Annotated in this window: 21 protein-coding genes and 2 tRNA genes; 6 read left to right on the top strand and 17 right to left on the bottom strand. The window is 73.3% G+C overall.

Annotated features, from left to right (window positions below):
- Positions 1 to 71 precede the first annotated feature (71 nt).
- Positions 72 to 6,302 carry a hypothetical protein gene (locus tag PATMI_RS0120785; protein WP_026912287.1) on the top strand — a complete coding sequence of 2,077 codons (6,231 nt, stop codon included), beginning with the start codon at positions 72 to 74 and terminating at the stop codon, positions 6,300 to 6,302.
- A gap of 95 nt (positions 6,303 to 6,397) precedes the next feature.
- Here PATMI_RS0120785 and argC read toward each other — a convergent pair whose 3' ends face one another.
- The 3 genes from argC to pheS are packed head-to-tail and all read right to left on the bottom strand — an operon-like array spanning position 6,398 to position 11,122.
- A complete protein-coding gene (argC, locus tag PATMI_RS0120790) occupies positions 6,398 to 7,483 on the bottom strand; it encodes an N-acetyl-gamma-glutamyl-phosphate reductase (protein ID WP_084270131.1) in 1,086 nt (361 codons plus the stop codon).
- Between the two features lie 56 nt (positions 7,484 to 7,539).
- Positions 7,540 to 10,032, bottom strand: coding sequence for a phenylalanine--tRNA ligase subunit beta (pheT, locus tag PATMI_RS0120795; protein ID WP_026912289.1), 2,493 nt, complete (start codon positions 10,030 to 10,032; stop codon positions 7,540 to 7,542).
- A 16-nt stretch (positions 10,033 to 10,048) separates the two neighbouring features.
- Positions 10,049 to 11,122 carry a phenylalanine--tRNA ligase subunit alpha gene (pheS, locus tag PATMI_RS0120800; RefSeq protein ID WP_026912290.1) on the bottom strand — a complete coding sequence of 358 codons (1,074 nt, stop codon included), beginning with the start codon at positions 11,120 to 11,122 and terminating at the stop codon, positions 10,049 to 10,051.
- Between the two features lie 248 nt (positions 11,123 to 11,370).
- On the opposite strand from pheS, the gene PATMI_RS0120805 reads away from it, so the two are divergent.
- Positions 11,371 to 12,834 (top strand): hypothetical protein, encoded by a 1,464-nt coding sequence (locus PATMI_RS0120805; RefSeq protein ID WP_026912291.1) that lies wholly within the window; start codon positions 11,371 to 11,373, stop codon positions 12,832 to 12,834.
- Positions 12,835 to 12,921: 87 nt separating this feature from the next.
- Here the strand turns inward: PATMI_RS0120805 and PATMI_RS0120810 are convergent, their stop codons facing one another.
- From PATMI_RS0120810 to infC, 4 genes are all read right to left on the bottom strand, one after another.
- Positions 12,922 to 13,650, bottom strand: a complete 729-nt coding sequence (locus PATMI_RS0120810) for a TrmH family RNA methyltransferase (protein WP_026912292.1) — start codon at positions 13,648 to 13,650, stop codon at positions 12,922 to 12,924.
- Positions 13,651 to 13,791: 141 nt separating this feature from the next.
- Positions 13,792 to 14,163 (bottom strand): 50S ribosomal protein L20, encoded by a 372-nt coding sequence (gene rplT, locus PATMI_RS0120815; RefSeq protein WP_026912293.1) that lies wholly within the window; start codon positions 14,161 to 14,163, stop codon positions 13,792 to 13,794.
- A complete protein-coding gene (gene rpmI, locus PATMI_RS0120820) occupies positions 14,163 to 14,360 on the bottom strand; it encodes a 50S ribosomal protein L35 (RefSeq protein ID WP_026912294.1) in 198 nt (65 codons plus the stop codon). Before rpmI ends, rplT begins: the two co-directional genes overlap by 1 nt.
- 303 nt (positions 14,361 to 14,663) lie before the next feature.
- The gene (gene infC / locus PATMI_RS32110; RefSeq protein WP_245604243.1) at positions 14,664 to 15,365 is read right to left on the bottom strand and encodes a translation initiation factor IF-3; all 702 of its coding nucleotides are present in this window, start codon (positions 15,363 to 15,365) and stop codon (positions 14,664 to 14,666) included.
- 206 nt (positions 15,366 to 15,571) lie between these two features.
- Here infC and PATMI_RS0120830 point away from each other — a divergent pair, with 206 nt between their 5' ends.
- Positions 15,572 to 16,048 carry a low molecular weight protein-tyrosine-phosphatase gene (locus PATMI_RS0120830; RefSeq protein WP_026912295.1) on the top strand — a complete coding sequence of 159 codons (477 nt, stop codon included), beginning with the start codon at positions 15,572 to 15,574 and terminating at the stop codon, positions 16,046 to 16,048.
- 30 nt (positions 16,049 to 16,078) lie between these two features.
- Here PATMI_RS0120830 and thrS read toward each other — a convergent pair whose 3' ends face one another.
- Positions 16,079 to 18,097 carry a threonine--tRNA ligase gene (thrS, locus tag PATMI_RS0120835; RefSeq protein ID WP_026912296.1) on the bottom strand — a complete coding sequence of 673 codons (2,019 nt, stop codon included), beginning with the start codon at positions 18,095 to 18,097 and terminating at the stop codon, positions 16,079 to 16,081.
- A 146-nt stretch (positions 18,098 to 18,243) separates the two neighbouring features.
- Between thrS and PATMI_RS0120840 the strand changes: the two genes are divergently transcribed.
- Positions 18,244 to 19,329 (top strand): aminotransferase class V-fold PLP-dependent enzyme, encoded by a 1,086-nt coding sequence (locus PATMI_RS0120840; RefSeq protein ID WP_026912297.1) that lies wholly within the window; start codon positions 18,244 to 18,246, stop codon positions 19,327 to 19,329.
- A gap of 15 nt (positions 19,330 to 19,344) precedes the next feature.
- Here the strand turns inward: PATMI_RS0120840 and PATMI_RS35200 are convergent, their stop codons facing one another.
- Complete coding sequence (locus PATMI_RS35200) at positions 19,345 to 20,022, bottom strand: hypothetical protein (protein WP_026912298.1); 678 nt, start codon at positions 20,020 to 20,022, stop codon at positions 19,345 to 19,347.
- Between the two features lie 83 nt (positions 20,023 to 20,105).
- On the opposite strand from PATMI_RS35200, the gene PATMI_RS0120850 reads away from it, so the two are divergent.
- Positions 20,106 to 21,521 (top strand): ArnT family glycosyltransferase, encoded by a 1,416-nt coding sequence (locus tag PATMI_RS0120850; RefSeq protein WP_026912299.1) that lies wholly within the window; start codon positions 20,106 to 20,108, stop codon positions 21,519 to 21,521.
- 20 nt (positions 21,522 to 21,541) lie between these two features.
- Here PATMI_RS0120850 and PATMI_RS0120855 read toward each other — a convergent pair.
- Positions 21,542 to 21,612 (bottom strand) — tRNA-Cys (locus PATMI_RS0120855).
- Positions 21,613 to 21,716: 104 nt separating this feature from the next.
- Here PATMI_RS0120855 and PATMI_RS0120860 point away from each other — a divergent pair.
- A tRNA-Val gene (locus PATMI_RS0120860) sits at positions 21,717 to 21,790 on the top strand.
- Between the two features lie 48 nt (positions 21,791 to 21,838).
- On the opposite strand, the gene PATMI_RS0120865 is transcribed toward PATMI_RS0120860, so the two are convergent.
- From PATMI_RS0120865 to PATMI_RS0120890, 7 genes are read right to left on the bottom strand one after another with little or no spacing between them, the layout of a single operon-like run.
- Positions 21,839 to 23,014, bottom strand: coding sequence for a tyrosine-type recombinase/integrase (locus PATMI_RS0120865; RefSeq protein ID WP_026912300.1), 1,176 nt, complete (start codon positions 23,012 to 23,014; stop codon positions 21,839 to 21,841).
- A complete protein-coding gene (locus PATMI_RS36910) occupies positions 23,011 to 23,370 on the bottom strand; it encodes a helix-turn-helix domain-containing protein (protein ID WP_036726223.1) in 360 nt (119 codons plus the stop codon). Before PATMI_RS36910 ends, PATMI_RS0120865 begins: the two co-directional genes overlap by 4 nt.
- Positions 23,367 to 23,588, bottom strand: a complete 222-nt coding sequence (locus PATMI_RS36915; RefSeq protein WP_026912301.1) for a hypothetical protein — start codon at positions 23,586 to 23,588, stop codon at positions 23,367 to 23,369. The genes PATMI_RS36910 and PATMI_RS36915 overlap by 4 nt, the downstream gene beginning before the upstream one ends.
- Entirely contained in the window at positions 23,585 to 23,800 is a 216-nt protein-coding gene (locus PATMI_RS36920) for a hypothetical protein (protein ID WP_157260889.1), read from the bottom strand. Before PATMI_RS36920 ends, PATMI_RS36915 begins: the two co-directional genes overlap by 4 nt.
- Positions 23,793 to 24,239, bottom strand: a complete 447-nt coding sequence (locus tag PATMI_RS0120880) for a hypothetical protein (protein ID WP_026912302.1) — start codon at positions 24,237 to 24,239, stop codon at positions 23,793 to 23,795. The genes PATMI_RS36920 and PATMI_RS0120880 overlap by 8 nt, the downstream gene beginning before the upstream one ends.
- Entirely contained in the window at positions 24,226 to 24,414 is a 189-nt protein-coding gene (locus PATMI_RS0120885; protein WP_026912303.1) for a hypothetical protein, read from the bottom strand. The genes PATMI_RS0120880 and PATMI_RS0120885 overlap by 14 nt, the downstream gene beginning before the upstream one ends.
- Positions 24,411 to 24,635, bottom strand: a complete 225-nt coding sequence (locus PATMI_RS0120890) for a hypothetical protein (protein ID WP_026912304.1) — start codon at positions 24,633 to 24,635, stop codon at positions 24,411 to 24,413. The genes PATMI_RS0120885 and PATMI_RS0120890 overlap by 4 nt, the downstream gene beginning before the upstream one ends.
- Positions 24,636 to 24,642 lie beyond the last annotated feature (7 nt).

Consider the following 24,642-nt stretch of genomic DNA (forward strand, 5'->3'; position numbering starts at 1 on the left):
GGCCTGTGGGAGGATGCCCGCAACCTCGCCGGTGTGCGCCGCTCGAGGAGCCGCATCGTCCCAGGAGTCCCGTGCGCCCGCCAACGATCCGTCCGTTCCGGTCAGCCCACACCAGGGCGCTGCTCGTCGGCTTCCTGCTCGTCCCGATCGGGGCGCAATCAACAGCCGACGGCGCGGTCGTCGGGCCGGACGTCGTCGTGTCGGTGGCGCCTGACGGGCCGGTGGAGCGCGGAGCGATCGCCACGTTCCGGATCGCGGTGCGCAACGTCGGGACGGGCCGCACGACCAGTCCCCCGGTCGTCGAGATCGACGCCCAGACCCCGGAGCAACCCACGACCGCCGACGGTGACTCGTGGTCGTGCACCGGCGTCGCAGGGGCGCCGACCAGGTGCACCTACGCTCGAACCCTGGGAGCGGGAGAGTCCGCGTCGATCCTGCAGGTCCGCAGGCGCGACGCCCGGCGTTCCGACGCAGGCGTCGGGCACGTGTCGGTCGCCGCGAAGGTCGTCGCGGGCGACGACGGTCCCGTCTACGTCGGCGGAAGCACGGCACAGTCGCCCCGTGTCTCCTCGTCACTCGTCGACCTCGGGATGACCGTCTCGGCGACACCCGCAGGCCGGACCGGACCACGTCGATTCCGCGTCCGCGTCCGCAACGGGGACGGAGCTGCCACGACGGCCCCCTTCGCCGTCGAGTTCCCGCGGGGCTCGGACGCTCCGCCGCTGGAGGCCGCGGGTTCGGGATGGCGATGTGACGATGCCAGGGCGACCTGCACGCACGACGGGATCCTCGCCGCCGGGGAGAGCGCGTCGCCGCTCGACGTCACCGTCACGCTGGCGACACCCCTGCTGGACGCGTCACGGGACGGCCTGACGGCGACCCTCACCGGCGGCGGCGACGACGGCAGCGAGCGGGGGTTCGCGTCGGCCGCCGAGGACCGCGCCTCGACGCCGCGGTTGCCACGGTCCTTCACCGATCTCGTCACGACGATCTCCGCCGCGGACACGAACCCGGGCGCCGACCCGCGCTACGTGGTGCGTGTCCACGCCGTCGGTCCCGCGCCGAGCACGGGACCTATCAGCGTGCGGCTCGGCCGGGGCTGGGGGTCGATGATCGATCCGACGGTCCGAGCGGCAGGCGCGGGCTGGATCTGCACCGCGGCGGACGGCACCTGCACGACCGTCGCAAGGATCGACGCCGGGGCGACCGCTCCGCCCCTCGTGGTGACCGTCCCCGCCGGCGCGGGTCCGCCCGGTCCTGCCCTGACCGCGAGCGTCGCCGGAGGGGGTGACGACGCTCCGGACTCAACGTCCGACCTCGACAACGACCGCAGCAGCATCACGACGGCGGCACCCGAGGCACGCTCGGCAGGTCATCTCGACCTCTCGATCCCAGAACCCGTCCCGCTGACCGTCGGAGGGCGGCCGACGTGGCAGATCTCCGTGCGCAATCCGACCACCGGGTCGGGGGATCCCCCGGTCGTCCGGGTCGACGCTCCGTTCTCGGCGACGGCGAGGGGAGACGGATGGACGTGCACGCGAGCGCTCGTCTGCCGACGTGCGAACGCCGTCGCTCCGGGCGACGACGTCCCACCGATCAGCGTCTCCATGGAGGTTCCGGTCAGTACGGCGATCGGGGCCGCGACGGTGAACGCGATCGCCGATTCCGCGCCAGGGGTCGCGACGTCGACCACCACGGGCATCGGCTCGTCGGTCGGCGCACTGGACATCAAGCTCACGTCGGACGGGCCGCTGCTCCGCGGCGAGCGTGCCCGGCTGGCCGCCCGGGTCGTCAACCCAGCGCCGGTCGACGTCGCGGGGCCGGTCACGGTCGCCCTCAGGCGTCTCGGGTCCGCATCGACGTTCACCGGCGACGGCTGGGCGTGCACGGACGGCGAGTCCGGGACGACGTACTGCACCCACGAGGGCCCCGTGCCCGCCGGCGGGACACTTCCGACGGTCGACGTCGCGTTCACGGCTCCCCCCGCCGACACTGTCGCGGTCGCCACGTCGGCGTCGGTCCACGCGGTCCCGGGCGCGGTACGGGGCGGAGGTGCGACCGCCTCCCTGTCCTTGCCGGTGATCGGCTCGCCGGCGGACCTGACGATCACGGCCGAAGGTCCTGAGCCGCAGGTCGGACCGGATCTCGGCACGGCGCTGCTCGTGGTCCGCAACCGGGGGGTCCGTGCCGCCCGCGGGCCGGTGTCCGTCACCGCGACCGAAGGTCGGCTCCTCGGTGGCGACGGGTGGCAGTGCGGGCGGAGATGCGTCCATCCGGGCCCCGTGCCCGTGGACGGCGCCCTTCCTCCGCTTCGCGCGGAAGCGTCGAACCCGGCGTCGACCGGCTTCACGTCCGTCGGCATCTCCGCGACCGTCTCCGGTCCCGACGACGCCACGACCGTCAACTCCACCGCCCGAGCCACGTTCCCGGCAGCGACGGACGCTCGCGGTCGGCAGATCTTCGCCTCGCTCCCGCGTTCGGCCCAGGGCGATCGCGACACGACCCTCGAGCTCCCTCTCCGGGTCGACGCCCCGACCCTCACCTCCGAGTCGGTCGATCTCGCGGTGACCGCACCACCAGGCATCGTCGTCGAGGACATCACGGGACCCGATGTCTCCTGCTCCTCGAGCCTGCGCTGCAGGTGGGCACGAAGTGCGACAGCCGTCCGGACCCTCGACGCGACGGTCCGCGTCCGGCTCCTCTCCGACGCCGTCGGCCCCCTGGACCTCGATGTCCGCGCGTCGACCGGCACGGCGGACGTGACGCCCGGAAGGGCGACGACCCGCGTCGTGCCCCGGGGATCCGGGGCCGATCTCGCGATCGCCGTCGGTGACGCGATCCGACGGCCTACGGGGGCGACCCCGACACCCGTCGTCGTCCGCAACGGAGGATCGGCCGACCACAACGGGCCCGTCGCGGTCTCGTTCGGGTCGACGTCGTCGAGTTCGAACGGGCTCTCCCCATCGGGTGCCGGCTGGGTCTGCGAGACCAACGGTACGAGTTGCACCCACCCGGGTCCTGTCCGCGCCGGATCCGTCCTGCCCGAGATCACCGTCCGCGCCGACTACATTGGGTTCGCCGTCGGTGGCATCGTGCCGCTCACCCCGACGGTCGAAGGTGCCGAGGACACCGTCTCCACGAACGACCGGGCCGAGGCCGCCGTGCGCGTGACCGGCGCGGCCGAGGCCGATCTCGCCGCGTCCGCGGAACCGACCGGCCGGATCCTGAACGGGCGCGACGCCGAGTTCGTGTTCCGCGTCCGCAACGTCGGCGGTCGGCCGACGACCGAGCAGGTCGATGTCGATGTCGACGCCGGTCTCACGTTCGACCCCGCGACCACCACCACGACGATCGTCGCCCGGGGCGAGGAGTGGCGCTGCTCCGGCCGGGACATGCGGTGCGCGCTTCTTCGGCCGCTCGCACCGGGAGAGGAGGCACCCGCGCTGCGTGCCGTCGTTAGCGTCCCGGCGTTCCCGGACGCCGCACGGTCCGTCTCCCGTCCGCGCGCCGGCGCCACGCTGACCATTCGCCACGGAGAGCCGGCCGGGATGACGTCGAACAACGTGGCCGCGGCCGAGTCGGGAGCCGCACCGACCACCGCTTCGGACGTCGTGACGGCCGTCAACGCCGACGGTCCTGTGCCTCCGGACGGACCGGCGTCGTTCTCGGTCCGGGTCGGGAACGTCGGCACCGAGACGACGACCGCCCCCGTGGAGATGGACCTCAGCACGTTCAGCGACGAAGCCCGCACCGTGACCGCCCGGGGTGACGGATGGTTCTGCCCCAGGGGCTCGCTCGTCTGCCGTCTCGATGGCGCCCTGGAGGCCGGTGCGACGGCGCCCGACGTCCACGTCCTGGTGATCGACGACGTGGGTCGGCGGAGCGGCGAGGTCGAACTCCGTGCGCGGGCGACCGGGGACGACGGCGGTTGGACCGGCAACAACGCCGGCTCGGCGACGTCGGTCGTCCGCAAGTCGGGGGCCGGCCCCCGCACCGTGACCTGGATCCAGGATCTGCGGCCCGGAACCGTAGAGACCCGGCCGACCGCATCGGTGCGGGTGCTCAACGCCGGCGACGCGATCGATCCCGGACCCATCAGGGTAGACGTCGACGCGCGGCTCAGCGACGGCGGGACGGTACTGGCGCCCGGCTGGACCTGCGCCGGCAACCGCTTCGGAGGGCGGGTCTGCACCCACGACGGCCCGCTCGGCCCCGGATCCGAACTGCCCGCGATCGTCCTCACCGGCCCTCGGCCTGAGCAGGGCGTCTCGTCCCCTACGACGTTCCTCGCCGGCGTCACCCGCCCGGGGGACATCCCCCTCACCGACGGTGCCGTCAGCGCCGCAACGACGAGCCCCGGCCGCGCGCCGGCGTCCCTCGGGGTCTCCCTCGCCGGAGCCCGCCCGTCCCTTCCGGGAGAGACGGTCCGTTCCGTCGCGACGGTCCGGAACGCGGGTGCCACCGCATTCGGCGGCCAGGTCGTCCTGAACCTGAGCCACCCCTCCGCAGCAGCGATCTCCTCGGGAGACGGCTGGACGTGCACCGAGGCTGCGGATCGGTGCACCCGTCCCGGCCCGGTCCTGCCCGGCGAGGAATTGCCGCCGGTCCACATCGACGTCACGACCCCCCGCCTGAACGGCCGGAGCTCGGGCACTGTCGGTGTCGCCCTCCCGCAGCGAACGGAACCGGGTGCTGCCGACGACTGGTCGATGCACGACAACGTCGCGGTGGTGACGTCGGGCAGGGGCGGCGGCCTGACCGATCTCGTGGCCCGTGTCGCGTCCGAGACGCCCCCGGCAGCCGGAGGGACCGCTTCGACGCTCATCCGGGTGACGAACGCCGGAACCGAGACCGCGAACGCGCCGACGAGCGTGACACTCACCTCGTCTCTCCCGGGCTCACAGGTGTCCGGCGCCGGGTGGACCTGCGAGCAGCTCCGTTGTTCCCGCAACGGCCCCGTGGAGCCGGGGCAGACCCTCGACGTCCTCCGACTGCTCACGCCCGTGCCCACCGACGCAGGACGGGTCCCCCTCGTCATCGGCAGCACGATCGCCAACGGCGAGGACGACGCGAAGGCGAACGACACGGCGCGGTGGAGCACCGGGATCACAGGGGCGCCTGCCGACCTCGGAGTCCTCGCGTCGCCGTACCTGTCGGTGGCACCGGTGCCGGGGCGGGTGGCACCGGGCGAGACTGCACCGGTCCGGCTCGCGGTACGGGGCATCGGGCCGCTGTCCGGCGCCGATACCGTCGTGGAGACGGTTCTCCCGGAGGACGTCGAATACGCGGGCGCATCGTCAGGCGACGCGGCACCCGAGGTCGACGGCCGGCGTCTGACCTGGACGCTCCGCGCTCCTGCGGAGGGGACCACCACAGTCGTGGAGTTCGATGCGCGAGTCTCACCGGGTGCCCCTGCCGGGACCCGCTCGATCACCTCGACGCTGCGCTCGGACGCCCTCGCCTCGACTCAGCGGCGCACCGATGCGCTGACGATCGCGCGACCGGCGTTGTCCGACGTCACGCCGGCGACGTTCAAGAACGACGCTCCGGCCGAGATCGCCTTCCACGGTTCGGTCCTGCGTGCCGCCGACGACCTCGTGCTCGAGCGCGGTGGGCTCCGGCTCACCGGCACCGGAGCTTCGGGAGATGATCGGGAGGTCACGGCCACGTTCGACCCGAGGGGCGCACCCGCGGGGGACTACGACGCGGTCGTCCTACGCCGGGACGGCTCGACGTTGAGGCTGTCGCGGGCCGTCGCGATCACCGGTGACCCGGGGCCGACGACCCATGAGCCCCCGAGCACGACGACGGCCACCGGCCCGACGTCGACTGCCACGCCAGGGGGCGGAACGTCCGGCCCGACGGTTCCGCCGGCCGACGTCGCTGGACTGCTGGAGACCCTCGGTTTCCGGCCACCGGCACCCGTGCTCCCCGTGACTGCCCCTCCCCACACCACCGGGACGCTGCGATTCGTGGGCACCCCCCGTCCGCCACGGGCGGCGGCCCTCGTCCGCTCCGGCTGGTCGGTCCGGGTTCGTGTCCCCGCGGTGACCGGGATCCGGGCCGCGATGCTCGCCGACGCTGTTTCCGCCCGCCGCCTCAAGGTCCGCACCGGGACGATCCTGGCGACCTCGGCTGTCGGGCCGCGACGGGCCGGCGAGCACCGCCTGCGCCTTCGGGTCCCCGCCGCGCTCCGAGCGAAGGTCAGACGCTCGCCGCGGACGGCCGGAACGCTCCGGATCCTGACGACGGCCGAGGACGGTACGGCGTTCGTCTCGAGGCGGGTGATCGTCCGGCGCTGAGTTCCGACGGGCACCGGAGGCGGCGAGCGACGGGCGACACCGTCCGGTGCGGCCCGCGGCTCGCCGTGTCGACGTGGCGCGGACAGCGCACCCCCTCAGCCCGTGAGCCCCTCGTCCTCCGGCCGTCCGAACGCCGCGTTCAGCGCCTGGACGGCCTGGCTCGAGGTGCCCTTCCAGAGGTTGTCGATCGTCGCGAAGACCAGGACGTGGCCCGAGCGGGGATCGACGGTGGTGCGGATGCGGGCGACGTTGGACGCCTGGACGTCGCGCATGCCGGGCTCGGCGGTCGTCAGCTCGACGAACGGCTCGCCCTCGTAGGCCTCGCGGAAGAGGTCGGCGACCTCGTCGGCCGTGACGGGGCGGGTCGCCCGCACGTAGGCGGAGATCAGCTCGCCCTGGTCGACCGGCACGAGGTGCGGGACGAACACGGGCTGCACCGACTCCCCCATGCCCAATGCGCCGAGCTCCTGGCGGATCTCCGGCTGGTGCCGGTGGCCTGCGACGCCGTAGGCGTGCACGTTCTCGGACACGTCGACGTAGTGCGTCGTCCGCGCGAGCTTACGGCCGGCGCCGGAGACGCCGGTCTTCGCGTCGACGATCACGTCCTGGAGCAGTCCGGCGCGGGCCAACGGCGCGAGGCCGAGGATCGTCGCGGTCGGGAAGCAGCCGGGCATCGCGATGATCCGCCCGCCCTCGCGGACGCCGGCGAGCGCCTCGCGGTGGAGCTCGGGCAGGCCGTAGACCGCGGTCCCGAAGAGCTCGGGTGCGACGTGGACGTCGCCGTACCACTCGCGGTACGTCGCGGGATCGCGCAGCCGGAAATCGGCCGACAGGTCGACGACGACGAGGCCCTGCGCGTGCATGGCGGCGACGGCCTCCGACGACGCGCCGTGCGGGTAGCCGACGATCGCGACGTCGTGGGTCGACCCGATCCGGTCGAGGTCGGGCTCCGTCAGCGCGATCGGCACGCGGTGGTGCGGGTAGAGCTCGTCCAGCCGCATCCCGGCCTCGGCCCGGGCGGTGATCTCCCCGAGCGCGAAGTACGGGTGGCGGTGCACGAGCCGCGCCGCGAGCGCGCCGGCGAACCCGGACGCGCCGAGCACGGCGACGCGCGGGCGCGCCGCTCCGCGGGCGGGCGGCGTCCCGTCGTAGGCGACCCCGAAGGCCACGTTGTCAGCCACGGTCCGTCCCCGTGACCGTCACGGGCGGCGACGCCGCGACCCGGGTCCCGACGCGCTCAGCCACGGAGCACCCCGCCGACCTGCTCCGCCAGCGCGGCCACGATCTGCTCGCGGGCGCCACCGATCTCCTCGTCCGTCAGCGTCCGGTCGGCCGCCCGCAGGCGGACGTGCAGCGCCAGCGACACCTGACCCTCGGGGACGCCCTTGCCGCGGTAGCTGTCGAAGACGCGGACGTCCTCGAGCAGCGCGCCGCCGGCCTTGCGGGCGACGGCGACGACCTTCGCGGCCGTGACGTCGTCGGCCACCAGCACGGCGAGGTCGAAGCGGGCGTCCGGGAACGCACCCACGGGACGGAAGGTCCGGGCGTCGGGCACGAGCGGCAGGAGCCGGTCGAGGTCGATCAGGAACGTCGCGACGCGCGGGAGGTCCCAGCGGTCCGCCACGCGCGGGTGGACCTCGCCCAGCAAGCCGATCGTCGGGGCGTCGTCGCCGGCGCCGACGGTGATCCGGGCGGCGCGGCCGGGGTGCAGGAACTGGACCTCGTCGGTGGCGTGCAGCGCCCAGTCGTCGATGCGCAGGGCACCGAGCAGGGCCTCGAGCAGGCCCTTGGCCGCGAAGACGTCGTCCTGCACCAGCGCGGCGACCGCGAGGTGCTCGTACGGCATGTCGGCGCGCACCGGGTCCGGCGCGTCGCGGAAGACGGTGCCGGTCTCGAAGATGCGCAGGTCGTCGACGCCGCGCGTGCGGTTGTGCCGGGCGATGTCGAGCAGCGACACGAGCATCGACGGCCGCAGCACGGCCTGGTCCTCGCTCAGCGGGTTGTCGAGCACGACGGCCGCGGCGCGCGGGTCGCCCTCGGGCAGCTCGAGGCGCCCGGCGGCGCCGGCGTCGGTGAACGACCAGCCGACGACCTCCTGCAGCCCGCGGCCGACGAGGACGTCCTCGACCCGGCGGCGCGCGCGCTGGGCGGGCGTCAGGCGGGCCGCGGCCGCACGACGACGGGTCGGCAGGGTGGGCTCGAGGTCGGCGACGACGCCCAATCGGGCGATCTCCTCGATCAGGTCGACCTCGCGCGTGACGTCGGCGCGGCGCTCGGCCGGGACGACGACCTGCAGCGTGCCGGTGCCGGCGGGCGCATCGGGCTCGGCGTCGGTGACCCCGAAGCCGAGGGCGTCGAGGAGCTCGGTCTGGCGCGGACGCGACACGGCGGTGCCGAGCAGCCGCTCGACGCGCGACTCGCGCACGGCCAGCGGCGGCTGGACGACCGCGGAGTTCCAGGTGCCGGCCGACAGCGTGCCGCCGACGCGCGTGGCGCCGACGGTCTCGCGCAGCAGACGGGAGGCCAGGGCCTGCGCCCAGTCGACCTGCTCGGGCGCGAGGCCCTTGGCGTTCCGCGACGCTGCCTCGCTGAAGAGGTCCAGCCGGTGGGCCGTCCTGTGGATCGTCGGGCCGTCCCAGGAGGCGACCTCGAGCAGCACGCGCGTGGTGCCCTCGTGGACCTCCGAGCGCGCGCCGCCCATCACGGCCGCCAGCGACGTCGGGCCGTCGGCGTCGTCGATCACGAGCTCGCCGGCCTTCAGGGTCCGCGTGGTGCCGTCGAGCGTCTCGAGCTGCTCCCCGTCGACGGCCTCGCGGATCGTCAGCGACCCGCCGGCGACGCGGTCGGCGTCGAAGGCGTGCAGCGGCTGGCCGGTCACGAGCATCACGTAGTTCGTGATGTCGACGACGTTGTTGATCGGCCGCTGGCCCGCGGCCGACAGGCGCGCCTGGATCCACAGCGGCGACGGTCCGACGACGACGTCCTGGAAGAGCCGGAGCGTGAAGCGCGGGCACCGGGTGGTCGTGACCTCGAGCGAGAAGCCGTCGATGGCCTCGCCGCGCGGGTCGACCGCCGCGGCGTCCTCGCCCTCCTCCGCCGTCGAGCCCTGCTCGGCGGCACCGGCGGCCGTCCACGGGGCCGGCCGCAGCGAGGCGCCGGTGGCTGCGGCGACCTCGCGGGCGATGCCGTAGAGCCCGAGGCAGTCGGGGCGGTTCGGCGTGATCTCGAGGTCGAGCACGTCGTCGGCGTGCGCGAGGACGTCGGTCAGCGGCGTGCCGGGCGCGACGTCGGCGGCGCCGGGCAGGACGGTCTCCAGCGCGAGGATGCCGTCGTGCTCCTCCCCGATCCCGAGCTCGCGGGCGGAGCAGATCATCCCGACGGACGCCTGGCCGCGGAGCTTCGCCTTCTTGATCTTCATGCCGCCCGGCATGACGGCGCCGACGGTCGCGACGCCCACCGTCTGGCCCGCGGCGACGTTCGGCGCGCCGCAGACGATCTGCGACGGCTCCTCGGCGCCGATGTCGACCGTCGTCACGCGGAGGCGGTCGGCGTCGGGGTGCGGCTCGCAGGTCAGGACGCGGCCGACGACGATCTTCTCGGGCGTCTCGACGCCGTGGTGGACCAGCCGGTCGAGCTCCGTGCCGGTGACGTTCAGGCGCGCCGCGACCTCCGTCGCGTCGCGGCCGTCGAGCGCGACGTACTCGCCGAGCCACCTGATTGGAACCCTCATGCCCACCCCTTCGCCTTCATGCGTACTGCTCCAGCAGTCGGACGTCGTTCTCGTACAGCGGGCGCAGGTCGGAGAGGCCGTAGCGCAGCATCGCGATGCGCTCGATCCCCATGCCGAACGCGAAGCCCTGGACCTTCTCCGGGTCGAACTCCGGGCGGCCGACCGCGGCAAGGACGTTCGGGTCGACCATCCCGGAGCCCAGGATCTCGATCCAGCCCGTGCCCTTGCAGAGCGGGCAGCGCGAGCGGTCCTTCAGCGTGCCGGTGCCGCCGCAGAGGTGGCAGGAGACGTCGATCTCGACGCTCGGCTCGGTGAACGGGAAGAAGTGCGGGCGCAGGCGGATCTCGCGGTCCGGACCGAAGATCGCCCGCGCGAAGCTCAGCAGCACGCCCTTGAGGTCGGCCAGCGTGGTGTCGGTGTCGATCCAGAGACCCTCGACCTGGTGGAACTGCGGCGTGTGCGTCGCGTCGCTGTCGGGGCGGTAGACGCGGCCGGGGACGACGATCGCCACCGGCGGCTCGGCCCGCTCCATGTGCCGGACCTGCATCGGCGAGGTGTGCGTCCGCAGGAGGCGCTGGACGTCGCCGTCGAGATGCGGCGACGGCGCGAGGTAGAACGTGTCGGCGCGGTCGCGCGCCGGGTGGTTCTCGGCGTGGTTCAGGGCGTCGAAGTTGTAGTGGACCGTCTCGGTCTCCGGGCCCTCGACGATGTCGAACCCGAGCCCCAGGAAGATGTCCTCGATGTCGCGCCGGACGCGCGTCAGGAGGTGCAGCCCGCCGACGGGCTCGGCCTTCCCGGGGAGCGTGATGTCGACGCGGTCGGCGATCAGCTGCGCGTCGAGCTCCGACGCCTTCAGCTCGGCCACCCGCGCGTCGATCGCGGCCTGCAGCGCCTGACGCGCCTGGTTGGCCGCCTTGCCGACGATCCCGCGCTCCGCGGGCTCCAGCTTCGAGACGTCGCGCAGCAGGTTCGGGAGCTCCGCCTTGCGGCCGAGGTGCGCCACGCGGAGCTCCTCGAGCTCGTCCGTCGTGGTGGCCGCGGCGACGGCGGCTTCCCCCGCAGCGCGGAGCTCGGCGATCCGTTCTTGCATCGCGGGCAAGCGTATCGATGCGTTCCCGGAATCCCGGGCTCCCCCGGGAGCGTCGGGACGGTGGGGTTCGAACCGCGGAGGTCCCGACCCGGTCCCGCGTCCGGGCGACGATCCCCCTCCACCGCTGGCGATCGCGCCCGCGCCCGTCGTGGCGCACCGAATATCGGTGCTGGCCCCGACGCGGCCGACGCCGTACACGGGTTGACTTGGGGACACCACCTCCTCCCCGACCCGCGCTAGGAACCCCGATGTCCCGTTCATCGCTCGCCGCACCGCTCGCCGCCACCGTCGTCTGTCTCGCCGCCGCCCCCGCTGTCGCGGGCGCGTCGGTGCCCGTCGGACCCGGCCTGAACGCCGGAGGCGCGACCGTCGACGTGCTCGTCGACCCCTCCGGCACCGCCGCCGACGTCGCGTGGCGCGCACCGGACACGACCGGGGCGGCCGACCGGTACGCCTTCAACGCCTGTCGCGTGACGCTCACCCGCACGCCACTGCGCTGCGACAGGACGCCCCAGCGCCTCGGATCGATCCTCGACGCCAACGGGGCGGCGAAGAGCCTCGGCCCCGTCCGCCTCCTGCGCCAGGCCGACGGCCGCACCTACGTCGTGACCGACCAGGCGGGCAAGTGGCTGTGGGAGCGGCCCACCGGCGCCACGAGCTTCGGCCCCGTGCGGCAGCTCTCCGCCCAGGGCGGGACGACCGAGCGCACGACGCCCGTCCTCACCCGCGACGGCGCGTCGATCCTCTTCCCGGCCTGGGGCTCGTTCGGCGCGTCCGTGTCGTCCGCGCCGATCGCCGGCGACGCGGCCCTGACCTCGAACACGATCCTCGACCGCACCGCGGCGAACGGGGCCGCCAACCCGGCGAGCAACGACGTCGCCCCGCTCGCCGACGGCTCCACGATCGCGGTGGTCTCGGGCGCCGGCGGCAACCCCCACCTCTACCGGCTCCCCGCGGGCGGCGACCCGAACCTGACGACGGCGTGGGGCACCGCGGCGCGGGTCCCGGGTGTGACCGGGCGCTCGGCCCTCGGCGCGAACGCCGGCACGGCCTTCCTCGCCACCCGGACGTCCGGTGGGCTCGAGGTGCGGAAGACGACGGGCGCCACGTTCGGCCCCCCGGTCACGACCGCGACGGGGGCGACCCCGAACCTGCAGGTCGACGTCTCCCCGGGCGCCCGCGCGCTCGTCGTCGGCACCCTGGGCAGCAGCAGCCTGCGCGCCGTGGTGTCGAGGACCGCCGGCGCATCGTTCTCGACCTCGCAGGTCGCGGCGGACGAGCCGATCGGGCAGCCCGCCCTGTCGGTCGGCGACGACGGCCGCGGCCTGGCGGTCTGGACCGGCCGGGGCGGCGAGGTCCGGATGGCGCCGATCGCCCCGGGCCCGCAGCTGGTCCGTCGCGGCGGCTTCGGACTCGAGGTCCCCGCCGGCTGCCTCAGCGGCGCCGCGCTGACGCAGCTGCGCCTGAGCACCGTCCGGCGCCTGCGGAGCGGTTCGCGGATCAGGAGCGTCGAGTTCCTCGTCGACGGCCGGCGCGTCGGGACCGACCGGCGCGCCCCCTACTCGCTGTCGTTCAAGCTGCCCGCGTCCGCGAAGGCCAAGGCGAAGGCGAAGATCACCGCGCGCATCACGGTCGTGCGCAGGGACCGCACGACCAGCCGGACGACGGTGCTCGCGAACGTCGCGCCGTGCGGAGCGCCGTCGGGCTCGTAGCCCGCCGCGGTGCCGCACCACGGTGCGGGACCGTGTCCGGCCGACGCGGCCGCGCCGACGCCCGACCGGCGCCGGCGCGCGGCCGCGCTACCCGCGCGCCGTGCGCGCCAGCTCGTAGAGCGCGACCGTGGCGGCCATCGCCGCGTTCAGCGACTCCGCCCCGGCGATCGGCACGTGCGCCGTCCGGTCGCACGCGGCGACCACGTCGTCGGGGAGCCCCTCGCGCTCGGCGCCCACGAGCAGGCTCAGGCCGTCGGCGTCCGCGCCGTCGACGAGGTCGGGCCGCAGCACCTCGCCGGCGCGGAGCACCAGCGCGACGGTCGTGCCGGGCAGCTCGGCCGGTCCGTCCGCGCGCGCCAGCGGCACGGCGAAGACCGAGCCCATGCTCGCGCGCACGGCCTTCGGGGCGTACGGGTCGGCCGTGTCGGGACCGATCGACACGCAGGACGCGCCGAGGGCGTGGGCGGCCCGGATCGCGGTGCCGACGTTGCCCGGGTCCTTCAGGCCGTGCAGGTGCAGGCAGCGCGGCCCGACGGCCGTCCCGAGCCACCGCTGCCGGTAGATCCCGATCGCGCGGGTGCCCGACCCGAGCGACGACGCACCGTCCAGGAGCGCGGGGTCCACCTCGGTGCCCTCCAGCCCCGATCCGGCGTGGACGAGGAGGTCCTCGGCGTCCCAGCCCGCCGCGGCGGCGGCACCCACGAGGTCCTCGCCCTCGGCGACGAACAGGCCCGTCCTCGCCCGCTCGCGCTTGCGGTTCAGGAGGACGCGCACCTGCTTGAGGCGCGCGTTCTGGTGCGAGTTGATGACGGACATGGCCTGTGGGTGCGGTGGTCGGGTACGAGCCGCGCTCGGCGGACCGGCGGGCCTGTCCGCCGACCCGGGACGCAGAACGGGCGCCCCGTGGGACGCCCGTTCAGGAAGCTCGGAGCCGACCCGTGGGACCGGCGGTGATCGCTAGGCCGCGGCCTTGGCGGCCAGCGCGTCCTTCGCGACGGCGGTGAAGGCCGAGAAGGCCTCCGGGTCGCGCACCGCGAGGTCGGCCAGGTTCTTGCGGTCGACCTCGACGCCGGCCAGGATCAGGCCGTGGACGAGGTTGCCATACGTCAGGTCGTTCAGACGCGCGGCGGCGTTGATGCGCGTGATCCACAGGCGACGGAAGTCGCGCTTGCGGTTGCGGCGGTCGCGGTACGCGTAGACGCCGGCCTTGAGCCCGGCCTCCTTGGACTCGCGGTACGTGTTGTTCGCGCGGCCGACGTAGCCCTTCGACCGCTCGAGGCTCGCGCGACGCTTCTTCTTCGCGTTGACAGAACGCTTGACGCGGGTCATCAGCCGTCTCCGAGGAGCCGCTTGACGCGAGACGTATCAGCCTCGGACAGGATGGCGGCGTTGGCGAACTTGCGCTTGCGCTTCTGCGACTTCTTTCCCAGGATGTGGGACTGCATCGCGTGACGGGCGGAGATCTTGCCGGTCCCGGTCCGCTTGAAGCGCTTCTTGGCGCCCGAGTGGGTCTTCTGCTTGGGCATGCGAATCGGTGATTGTGCCAGATGGCGGTGGGCCGTGCGTGGCGGTCAGGCGCACGTCCGGCAGGGCATCGCCCGGGGGCACCGGGCGGGACGGCGTGCGTCCCGCGACCCGGAGTCCGCGGCGTACGTGCCGACCGCGACCGAGGTCGCGGCGAGCACGGGTGGCGCTCGCGCGCCGCTGCGTCCATCTTGAACGACCTGCAATTCCCGTGCGTCGCGGCCCCCTCATCGGGGACCGCGGTCGGGCGCGGACGGCGTGCAGGACGCCGCTCCGGGGTCCGCCGGCGAGCGGCGGACCGACGCTCAGGACGCGGGAGCGTCCTCCGTCTGGGCGACGTCGGACGTCGCCTCGGCGTCGTCCGCCGGGCTCTCGGAATCCGCCTCCGCCTCGGCGGGGGCGTCCTCGGCCTCGGTGGCCGGGGCGTCGTCGGGATCGGCCGGGGCCTCGCCACCGACCACGATGCCGACGTTGTCGTCGGCCTCGGCCTCGGCGTCGAGCTCCTCCTGCGTCGGCGGCACCTTCGGCGTCCACGTGCCGTTGATGACCTCCTTCGACGGGCTGAGCATCATGGTCATGTTGCGGCCCTCGAGCGAAGGGCGCTGGTCGACCTGGCAGATGTCGTCGAGGTCGATGACCAGGCGCTCCAGGAGGTCGCGCCCGCGCTCGGGGTGCGTGACCTCACGGCCGCGGAACATGATCGTGACCTTGACCTTGTCCTTGCCCTTGAGGAACCGGATCACGTGCCCCTTCTTGGTGGCGTAGTCGTGATCGGCGATCTTGGGCCGGAACTTGATCTCCCGGGTGACGACCTGCGTCTGGTGCTTCTTGGCGACCTTCTTCTTCTGCGCCTGCTCGTACTTGTACTTCGAGTAGTCGAGCACGCGGCAGACCGGGGGTCGCGCGTTGGCGGCGACCTCGACCAGGTCGAGATCGCGCTGCTGGGCGTAGCGGAGGGCGTCCTCCGTCCGCATGACGCCGGCCTGGTTGCCGTTCTCGTCGATCACGCGGACTTCAGGGACCCTGATCCGGTCGTTGACACGAGTCGTGTCACGCTCCGGCGGTCGGCGGTCGAACCTGCGCGGAACCGGCACTAGGAGGAAATGGCCGCGAGGCGCAAGGGCTGCGCAAGCGGGGTATCGCGAGTAAACAAGAGCCCAACCATAGCGCAGAAGCGCCCGTGGGACAGGGTGGTTTGCCTAGGCTCTCCCCCGTGCGCCTCGTCTTCGTCTGTCTGGGGAACATCTGCCGGTCGCCGACCGCGGAGGGCGTGATGGCCGACCTGCTGGCCCGCGAGGGCCTCGCGGACCGCGTCGCGGTCGACTCCGCGGGCACCGGCGACTGGCACGTCGGGTCCCCGCCCGACGACCGCGCGACCGCCGCCGCGGCCGGCCGCGGCATCGCCCTGACCAGCCGCGGGCGGCAGGTGACGGTCGACGACTTCCGCACCGCGGACCTCCTCCTGGCCATGGACTCCCGGAACGCGCGCGACCTCCGGGCCCTCGCCCCAGACGACGCGGCGCGGGAGAAGGTCCGGCTGCTGCGGTCGTTCGACCCTGCGTCCGTCGGGACCGGCGACCTCGACGTCCCCGATCCGTACACGGGCGACGCCGACGGGTTCCAGCTGGTGCTCGACCAGGTCGAGGCCGCCTGCGCCGGCCTGCTCGAGGCGATCCGCCCGCAGCTGTAGCGCGGGCGGACGCCCGGTCCGGGGCGCCGGTCAGCCCGCCGCGGGCTCCCCGGCCTGCAGCGCCGTGCGCTCGCGGACCGCGGCACCGAGCCGCGACGCGACGTCGGCCACCGGCGCCGCCGGCTCCTCGCGCCCGCCGTGGTGGCGGAGCGTCAGCGTGTGCGCCTCGGCCTCCGTGTCGCCGATCACCGCCATCAGCGGGACCTTCGCGAGCTCGGTCTCCCGGATCTTGCGGCCGACGGTCTCGGTCCGCCCGTCGACGACGACCCGCAGGCCGGCGGTCTTCAGGTCCTTCGCGATCGCGTGCGCGGCGTCGGCGTGGCGGTCGGAGACCGTCAGCAGCGTCACATGCGCCGGCTGGAGCCAGAACGGCAGCTCGCCGCCCGTGTGCTCGAGGAGGATCCCGATGAACCGCTCGTACGAGCCCAGCAGCGCGCGATGCAGGACGACCGGCCGGTGGTCGGAGTTGTCGGCACCCGTGTAGACGAGGTCGAAGCGCTCGGGCGCCTGGTAGTCGATCTGGACCGTGCCGAGCTGCCACGAGCGGCCGAGCGAGTCGCGGAACTGGATGTCGATCTTCGGCCCGTAGAACGCGCCGTCGCCGTCGTGGACGACGTAGGGCAGGTCGTTGTTCTCGAGCGCGGTGCGCAGGTCGCCCTCGGCCTTGTCCCACATCTCGTCGGAGCCGAGGCGGTTCTCCGGCCGGGTCGACAGCTCGTACGTGAAGTCGGCGGCGTCGAACCCGAAGAGGTCGTACGTGTCCTGCGCGAACTTCAGGCAGGCCGTGACCTCGTCCTGGATCTGGTCCTCCATGACGAACAGGTGCGCGTCGTCCTGGCAGAACTGGCGGACCCGCATCAGGCCGTGGAGCGCGCCGGAGAGCTCGTTGCGGTGCAGCAGGCCGGGCTCCGAGAAGCGCACGGGCATGTCGCGCCAGCTCCAGCGGGTCTGGCGGTAGAGCTCATAGTGCCCCGGGCAGTTCATCGGCTTGAAGCCCATGGTGGGCTCGACCGCCTGACCGTCCTCGGGGTGGGCGGGGTCCGTGTCTCCGTGGTGGTCGTGCGTGGATGTGAGGAACATGTCGTCCCGGTACTTGTCCCAGTGGCCCGACGTCTTCCAGAGGGAGGCGTCGAACAGCTGCGGGGTCTTGACCTCGGTGTAGCCGCGGTCGTCGCCCATCTCACGGGACAGCGCCACCAGCTCGTTGAAGATCCGGGTGCCCGAGGGGGTCCAGAACGCGGATCCGGGAGCGGCCTCGCTGAAGTGGTAGAGCCCGAGCTCCTTGCCGAGCTTGCGGTGGTCGCGCTGGCGGGCGAGCTCGAGGCGCTCGAGGTGCGCCGTCAGCTCCTTCTTCTTGAAGAAGGCCGTGCCGTAGATCCGGACGAGCTGCTGGCGGTCCGAGTCGCCGCGCCAGTAGGCCCCGGCGAGCGACTGGAGCTTGAACGCGCCGATGCGCTTGGTGCCCGGGCCGTGCGGGCCGCGGCAGAGGTCCGTGAACGGGCCGTTCGTGTAGAGCGAGACCGTCTCCACCGGCGCGTCGGCCGGGGCGTTCCTCACGAGGTCCTCGATCAGCTCCACCTTGTAGGGCTGGTCCTCGGCCTTGAACCGCTCCAGGGCGACCTCGACGGAGACGTCCTCGCGCGCGAAGTGCTCGTCCGCCTTGACGTGCTCCTGCATCTTCGCCTCGATCGCCGCGAAGTCGCCGTCGTTCAGGACGACGCCCTCGGGGAACTCGAAGTCGTAGTAGAAGCCGTGCTCGATCGGCGGGCCGATCGCGATCTTCGTGCCGGGATAGAGGTCGAGGATCGCCGCGGCCAGCACGTGCGCCGTGTCGTGCCGGATCAGCTCGAGGGCCTCGTCGGAGCGCTCGGTGATGATCCCGATCTCCGCGCCGTCGTCGAGCGGCCGGTCGAGGTCCCGCTGCTCGCCGTCCACCGTGATCGCCAGCGCGGCCCGGGCCAGGCCGGGGCCGATCGCCAGGGCGGCGTCCGTGCCCGTCGCCCCGTCGGAGAGCTCGAGCACCTTGCCGTCGGGAAGCGTCACCTGCATGGGCCCCAGGGTATTCGAGGGGACGACGCGGCCGCCGGGCGCCCCTGCTCGCGACGTCGTCGCGGTTCGATCCCCGCGTCCCGGGCGCGGCGGGAGGCTGCCCGCGGGGTCCCGGGCGGCCGTGGACCCGTTCGTATGCTGGCCCGATGGACCACGAGCTGCTGCGCGCCGAGTTCCCCGTCCTCGCGGAGCTGACCTACCTGAACGCGGGGACCTGCGGTCCGCTCCCCCGTGCCGCCGGCGCCGCGACGACGGTCCTGCAGCACGAGGCGGAGACCCGCGGCCGCGCCGGCGAGCACTACGGCGCGCTCGTGCAGGCCCAGGAGGACCGCCGGGCGCGCTACGCCGGCCTGCTCGGCGCCGCGCCCGAGGACGTCGCCCTGACCTCGTCGACGACGGACGGGATCGTCCGCGTCCTGCAGGCGCTCGACTGGTCCGCCGGCGACGAGGTGCTGATCGCCGAGCAGGAGCACCCCGGGCTCCTCGGGCCGCTGGCGGCGCTCGTGGAGCAGCGGGGCGTCGTGGTGCGCACCGCGCCGCTCGAGCACCTCGTCGAGGCGGTCGACGGGACGACGCGGCTCGTCGCCTGCTCGCACGTCCGCTGGACCGACGGCACGCTCGCGCCCGCGGCGCTGGCCGAGCTCGGCGGACGGGTGCCGGTGCTGCTCGACGGCGCCCAGGGCGCCGGGGCGATCCCGGTCGACGTCACCGCGCTGGGGTGCGCGTACTACGCGGCGTCCGGGCAGAAGTGGCTCTGCGGACCGATCGGCACCGGCCTGCTGTGGATCGCCCCCGACCGGCGGGCCGACCTCCGCGTGCGCGCCCCCGGGTACGGGAACCTGCAGGTCCCCGCGGAGGGGCTCTCCGCCCACCCGTGGGACGACGCCCGCGCGTTCGACGCCCTCTCGATGTCGGCCGAGTCGTCCGTCGGCGCGGTGACCGCGATGGACGTGCTCGCCGGCGCCGGCTGGGACGACCTCCTGGAGCGGGCCGCCACCCTCGCGGCAGGCCTCGCGGAGCGGCTGACGGCGTCGGGGCGGACCGTCGCCCCGCGCGGCCGCACGACGCTGGTGTCGTGGCACGACGACCACGCCGTCGCGACGCGCGACCGGCTGGCCGCGGCGGGCGTCGTCGTCCGCGACCTGCCGGGCACCGACCTGCTGCGGGCCTCGGTCGGTGCCTGGAACGACGAGCGGGACCTCGACCGGCTGCTCGAGGTGCTCGCCGGCTGACGGCCGCCCGGGCCGTCAGTCCTTGTCGCGGCCCCGCGGCCCGCGCTCCGCGCGGCCGGTCATCAGCAGGTCGATCTCCCGCGAGTACGCCGCGCCGAGCACGCAGAGGAGCGCCGCGATCGCGAAGGTGACCCCGATCGCGGCGTGGTTCTCGACCGCCGCGAGGAACCCGAACGCGGCCGCGAACGCCGTGAGGAAGAACGGGCGGGTGTTCTCGATCAGGCTGGTCGTGCTCTGTGCGATCTCGTGGACGTCGGTGTCCCGGATCGCTTGCACCGTGGCCGAGGCGGCGCTGGACGCGCGGTCGGCCGCGACCTTGGCGCCCTCGGCGGTGCGCTCCGCGGCGCGGGCCCGGAGGCTCGGGCCCTCGGGGCCGGCGTCCCCGTGCGGCGCACCGTTCGGCGCGGCGGCGGGCGTCGGGTCCGCGTGCGACGGCTCGGCGCGTGCGGCCGCGGCCGCACGGCCCGCCTCGGCGGCGGCCGCCTGGGCCGCCGCGGCGGCAGCGGCCGCTGCGGCCGCCGCCTGCGCCGCCGCGGCCGCCGCACCGCCCTGCGGACGATCGCTCCGCGCGGCGTCGTGGGAGCCCGCCGGGGCCTCCGGCGCGACACCGACGCCCGCCGTGGCCACCGGGTCGACGCCCCCACGCACCTGCGTCGCGTCGTCGTCGGTCGCCCTGCGGAACTCGTCGGCCATGGGGGTCACGGTACCCGTGCGGTGCGGGCGCCAAGCCGCCACGCGGGGTCCCCGAGCGCGTGCACCCCGTATCGTGCCCGCCGATGCCCCGGCTGCGTTCGATCTCCCGCGGCGCCTGGCTGGCCTTCGTCGTCGTCCTGCTCGTCGGGGGCGGGATCCGGCTCTACCAGGCGCAGAACCCGCAGCCGAAGCTGAGCCAGGACGCCCTCTCGTACACGGGCATCGCCCAGAACATCGCCAAGCGCGGCGAGTACACCGGGCGGACCAAGCGGGGGCCGGTGCCGAAGGAGAGCAAGCGCACGGGCGCGGAGATCCGCAAGGACGCCGAGATCAAGGCGCTGCACTGGCCGCCGTTCACGCCGCACATGTTCGCCCTGGCCTACTCGATGGCGCCCGGGGACCATCCGAGCTCACGGGACGACACGCGCGTCCTGAACTACGCGCAGTGGGGGGTCTCGACCGCCACGATCGTCGTCGCGTTCGCCCTCGGCTGGTTGCTGATCGGCGCGTGGACCGGCGTCGCGTCGTCCGCCGTGGTCGCGCTGTACCCGCCGCTGGCGTGGGGCCCGAGCAGCCTGCTCTCCGAGCCGCTGGGAGCGTTCTTCGTCGCGTGCGCGTTCACCGCGTTGACCCTCGCGTGGCGCACCCGGCGGAGACCCTGGTGGGCGATGGCCGGCGCGCTCTTCGGCGCCGTCATCCTCACGCGCACCGACCTCCTCTTCGTGCCGCTGTTCTGCGCCCTGATGGGGCTCGTCATCATCGGCAACACCGTGAGCTGGAGGCTGGGTGCCCAGAGCGCCGGGCTCCTCCTGCTCACCGCGGCGATCGTCGTCGCCCCCTGGGCGATCTACGCGTCGAACAAGGCCGGGAAGTTCGTCTCGGTGACCACCGGCGGCGGCTCCGCGCTGTTCGTCGGCACCTACCTGCCGGGCAACGGCTCGACCTTCGACATGAAGTTCGCGCTGAAGGACGAGGTGGTCGAACGTCACCCGGACTACAAGGACCGGCACTACACCTCCATCCCGGCGCAGGTCGTCCTCGACGACGTCGCCGCGCGCCATCCGGAGCTCGAGCGCGACGCCGCGCTCGGCAAGGAGGCCCGGGAGAACCTGCGCAAGTACGCGCTCGGCGACCCCGTGAAGTTCGGGCAGATGATGGCCTTCAAGGCCGTGAAGATGTGGTCGCGCTACGCCCGCGGCGGCTTCGACCACACCAGCCCCTGGTGGACGGCGCTGCACGACCTGATCGTCGTCCTCAGCGCGATGGGGATCCTCTGGGGCGTCGTCCGCCGACGCGATCCCGCCATCGCCTCCGTCGGCCTCGGCATCCTGCTCGCCACCGGCGTCCACACGCTGGCGGTCGCGCACGGCCGCTACAACCTGCCGCTGATGCCGATCCTCATCTGCGCCGGGTGCGCCGGATGGACCCTCGCGATCCGGGAATGGCGCGCGCGACGGAGGTCGCGTCCGGGCCCGGAGACGGTGACGGCCCACGCCTGAGGCGCGGGCCGTCGTCCCAGAGGCACCGACCGGAATCGAACCGGTGTACACGGCTTTGCAGGCCGCTGCGTAGCCACTCCGCCACGGTGCCGGGACTCGGCAATGTAGCGCCTCGGCCCCCTTTCACGCGCGCTCCCGACCCGCACGCCACGTCCGGGGATCCGCTGCTAATCTGCTGCACCGCAGTACCGCAGCGCGCGATTAGCTCAGTTGGTTAGAGCGCACGCTTGACATGCGTGAGGTCACAAGTTCGAGTCTTGTATCGCGCACCTCGCAGAAGGCCCCGCCCCGGCGGGGCCTTCGTCGTTCCAGGGCATCTAGCCGGCCTCCAAGCGCCGACCGAGAAATGCACTCTCCGTGCACATGGAGGCCCCAGAGCGCCGGAATCGGGCCCCTAGAGAGATCCGGTGGCGAACGTCACGGGCGGCGAGGATCGTGGCCTCCGGGTCCAGGTTCGGCTGCCCCTCGAACTCGGCGATCACGTGCCCGTATGTCGACAGCACGAGCTTCGGGCTGTTTCGGAGCTGCTCGGACACGTAGTGGATCGTGTGGCCGGCCGCCAGGAGCAGCGACGCGAAGCTGTGCCGCAGGTCGTACGGGCGCTGGTACTCCACCCCCGCCCGCTCGAGTGCGTCGGTCCACTGGCGGGCGCGCCAGTTGTCCATCGCCGTCTTCGACGCGACGACCTTGTCCGGGCCGATCGGGAACACCAGCGCTCCGGGACGCGCACCAGGGTTCGCGCGCTTCCATGACTTCAGGTCGTCCGCCAAGGGCGCGAGCAGCTTGACGGGCATCACGTTCCCCGTCTTCGTGCGCTTCACCCCACCGATCCCGTCGACCGCCCGCTGGACCGTGATCGTCCGCAGGCCGATGTCCTGCCAGCGGAGCGCGAACGCCTCCCCCGGTCTCAGGCCCGCGTACGCCAACACCGACACCAGCGTCCGGTCACGCAGCTCGAGGCGGCTACGAACGAGCTCGACCGTTGCCGGCGCGAGAGGCTGAACGGCCTCGGTGGGATTCTTCACGACGGGGCGGACCAGGGCGACGGGGTTCGCGTCGAGCTCGCCGTCCTCCGCAGCGCGCTGCAGGATCATCCCGAGCAGCGATAGCGCCCGGTTCAGGTTGTGTGGCCCCGCCCCGGCCTTCAGGCGCTTGGACTGCCACTCCCGTATCCGCTTCGGCGTCAGCGACCGCAACGGGACCGGCCCGAGCTCGGTCAGGATGTGCGCGGACAGCAACTCGCGGTAGAACGCCTGCGTTCGGGGGGACTTCCGGGAGAAGTGGTCCGGGATCATCGTCTTCTCGACGAAGTCCGCGAGGCTGCTCTTTCCACTCTCGACACGGTGCAGCAGGCCGCGCTGCTTCAGGCGTCGCATCTCGCGGTCCCAGTCGTCCGCGTCCGCCTTGAGGTCGAACGTGCGACCGCGCTGCTTACCCTCCTCGTCGCGCCACCGAACGATCCACTTTCCGTTCGGCTGCTTGCCGACACTCATGCTGCTCGTCCTTTTCGCTGGGGCTTCATCGCGTCGAGGACCCGCGCGGACGCCGCGGCGTGTGGGCCGGCCTTGCGGTCGTACGCGCGCGCGGGCCCGTGATCTTTCTTGGCCTTCGGCTCGACCACCGCGTCCGCCGGGATCAGCCAGCGATGCCCGACCTTCGTCGCGGTCGGGATGCGGCCATCGCGGCACCACCGCTCCACCGTGCGCGGGTTCGCGTTCCATCGCTCCGCCATCTCGGCGGCGGTGAACCTGCGGTCCGGGTCGATCGCGGCGACCAGCAACCCCGCGACGCGCTCAGCGCCGGCGGGGTTCTGCTCGATCTCCGCGGCGAGCTGGTCGAGGAGGTTCATGCTGCTGCGGCGTACTTGTCGACGATCGGCGCGGTCGTCAGGTCGACCGTCAGCCAGTCGATGTCTTCCTGGTCTTCGACCCACACGTACCGGTCGATCGCCCAGACCTGGGCGCACCACTGCTCGCGTCGGATCGCCATGATCGACACGTCCAGCCCGGCTGTCTTGCAGAGCTCGGCTAGGACGGACCTGTCGCTGCGTAGTTCGTTGAGGTTCATGCTGCCTCGTGGTTGGCGTGGGTTCGAACGGCGACGTACTCGACGTGCCGCCAGCCGGCGCAGCAGCCTGCAAGAGCGGCGGCGCCTTCGGCATCTGGGGTGGCGTTGATGACGCCGTTGGGCCCGAGCACCACGTGAAGCCTCGGGTGGTCGTGGCGATCCAGCTTGGTGGGCTCGAGGCCCGCGACCGCACGGCCGGCGGGCTCATGCATCGGGGTTCTCCGGCTCATGGATTGCCCTCGATGTGGGGAACGCTCGCCCGAGGTCGGCAAGGCTGTAGATCGCGGTGTAGCCGTCGGGTGCCCAGCGCGTGTTCGACACGGAGGCGGGGTGCCGGGGCGGCCACTCGGGCTTGCCGCGCGTCTTGCCTGTGCGGACGGCGAGCAAGCCGCGGGTGCTGGGGTTCCCGGTCCAGTACGTGCCGACGATGAAGTCGAATCCCTCGTACTCGAAGCCGCAGAGCGCGCGCTCGAAGCGGGGCGACAGGACGGTCAGGTCTTCGATTCCGAGGTCGTCGTGGTCGATCTCCAGGATGCGCCTGGCGATCGGCAGGACGTCGAGGCGGGCGCGTCGGTCGCGATCGCGCGCCTCCTCCGCGTCGCGCGCGTCCTGCTCGCTCGCCTTCCGGCGTGCCCGATCAAGCAGCCCCATCGGGACCCTCCTTCTGACCAGCGGCAGCGCGGTGCCGATCGACGTGTTCGGCGATGCGTCGGGCCTTCGCGGTGTAGGTCGCTCGGTGCATCCCCTTGCCGGGGTCGTAGCCCCAGTTGCCACAGTCCTCGTAGTAGAGGACCTGGGCGATGGCGTGAATCTCCTTCTCGGTCATCGACCCTCCTTTTGACGTTCGGCCGGGTCGAACGGCTGCGGGTCGGAGTAGAGCGCCACGCGCTGCTCGGTCACGATGTCGTCGAACGGGGGGACCGCGTTCGCCATGTCGTTGATCTGCGCATCGAGCTTCGCGAAGTCCGTCGTCCAGTCACCGATGTCGCACGACGCCGGGTCCTTGCGGTCGACGCCGACGGCGCGGTACTGCTTCTCAGGCCACATCGGCGCC

The organism is Patulibacter minatonensis DSM 18081, from assembly GCF_000519325.1.
Taxonomy (GTDB): Bacteria; Actinomycetota; Thermoleophilia; order Solirubrobacterales; family Solirubrobacteraceae; genus Patulibacter; species Patulibacter minatonensis.